At 35.4% G+C, this 1,660-nt stretch carries 1 protein-coding gene; it reads left to right on the top strand.

Annotated elements, in window-relative coordinates; translation table 11 throughout:
- Positions 1–97: 97 nt before the first annotated feature.
- Positions 98–1,582, top strand: coding sequence for a lysine--tRNA ligase (gene lysS / locus ACT8VG_RS10970; protein ID WP_117458752.1), 1,485 nt, complete (start codon positions 98–100; stop codon positions 1,580–1,582).
- Positions 1,583–1,660: the final 78 nt, after the last annotated feature.

Below are 1,660 nucleotides of genomic sequence, written 5' to 3'. Positions count from 1 at the left end.
ATGATGTCTTCTTATGTAGATTAATAATTGTGGTACCACGGTTAACTCTCGTCCCTAGCGGATGAGAGTTTTTATATTCTAAAGAAGGAGAACAGACATGGAAGAAAGAAAGTTTACTGATCAGGAATTAGTAAGAAGACAGAAGTTACAGGAACTTAAAGATCTTGGAATTGATCCATTTGGACAGAGATTTGATGTGACTGCTTATACTTCAGACATTAGAAAGAACTATGGCGATAAGACTGCAGAAGAATTAGAAGAAAGCAAACCAGCTGTAAGTATTGCGGGTCGTATTGTTGCAAAGAGAAGAAAAGGTAAAGTATGCTTCATGAACCTTCTTGATAGAGATGGAAAAATCCAGTTATATATCAAGAAAGATACTGTTGGTGAAGATGTTTATGAATTAGTTAAGAAGAGCGATTTAGGTGATATTATCGGTATTGATGGTGAAGTATTCATGACTCATACTGGTGAATTAACTGTAAGAGTAGAAAAGTATACACACCTTACTAAGGCTTTAAGACCTTTACCAGAAAAGTTCCATGGTTTAACAGATACTGAAGAACGTTTCAGAAGAAGATATGTTGACTTAATCATGAATGATGAAGCACGTAAAGTAGCCTTCATGAGACCTAAGATTGTTCGTTCAATCCAGCATTATTTAGATGACAAAGGTTATACAGAAGTAGAAACACCAATCATGAACTCTATTCTTGGTGGTGCTGCAGCTAAGCCTTTCATCACTCATTTCAATGCATTAGATAAAGATTTCTACTTAAGAATCGCAACAGAATTAAACCTTAAGAGATTAATCGTAGGTGGTATGGATGCTGTTTATGAAATCGGTCGTTTATTCAGAAATGAAGGTATGGACAGAACTCATAACCCAGAATTCACTACTATTGAAGTATATAAAGCATTCTCTGATCTTGAAGGTATGATGGACTTAACAGAAGGTATCATTGCGAATGCCGCAATGACTGTCAATGGTACTTATGATGTAGAATACAAAGGTCATTCTATTTCATTAGCACCTGGATTCAAGAGAATCTCTATGGTTGAAGCAATTAAAGAAAAGACTGGTGTTGACTTTGGTGAACAGAAGACTTTTGAAGAAGCTAAGAAACTTGCTGAAGAACATGGTATTGAAGTAGAACCACATTTTGCATATGGTCATATTGTCAATGCATTCTTTGAAAAGTATGTAGAAGAAACAATTGTAGAACCAACATTCGTATATGGTCATCCAATTGAAATTTCTCCACTTGCAAAGAAGAACTTACAGGATCCTCGTTTCACTCAGAGATTCGAGTTATTCATCTGTGGTAACGAATATGCAAATGCATTCACAGAATTAAATGATCCAGATGATCAGTATGAAAGATTCGCAAATCAGTTAAAAGAAAAAGAATTAGGTAACGATGAAGCCAACGAAATGGATATGGACTATGTAGAAGCCCTTGAATACGGTCTTCCACCAACTGGTGGTATGGGTATGGGTATCGACAGATTAGTTATGTTATTAACTGGTCAGGAAACTATCCGTGAAGTTATCTTATTCCCACATATGAAGAATAAATAAGGACTATTAAGAGTATATGGATAATTTAATGTGGACCCCGTGTCAAGGACATTAAATAAAAAGGCGCTTAAAAATGAT

The organism is Catenibacterium sp. (genome assembly GCF_052354645.1).
GTDB lineage: Bacteria > Bacillota_I > Bacilli_A > Erysipelotrichales > Coprobacillaceae > Catenibacterium > Catenibacterium mitsuoka_A.
The sequence above is the reverse complement of the archived record's forward strand: the minus strand, read 5'-3'. Positions and strand labels throughout refer to the sequence as shown.

Excerpts from the sequence above, each read along its gene's own strand:
- lysS (WP_117458752.1), top strand. The coding sequence starts at position 98 with ATGGAAGAAAGAAAGTTTACTGATCAGGAATTAGTAAGAAGACAGAAG.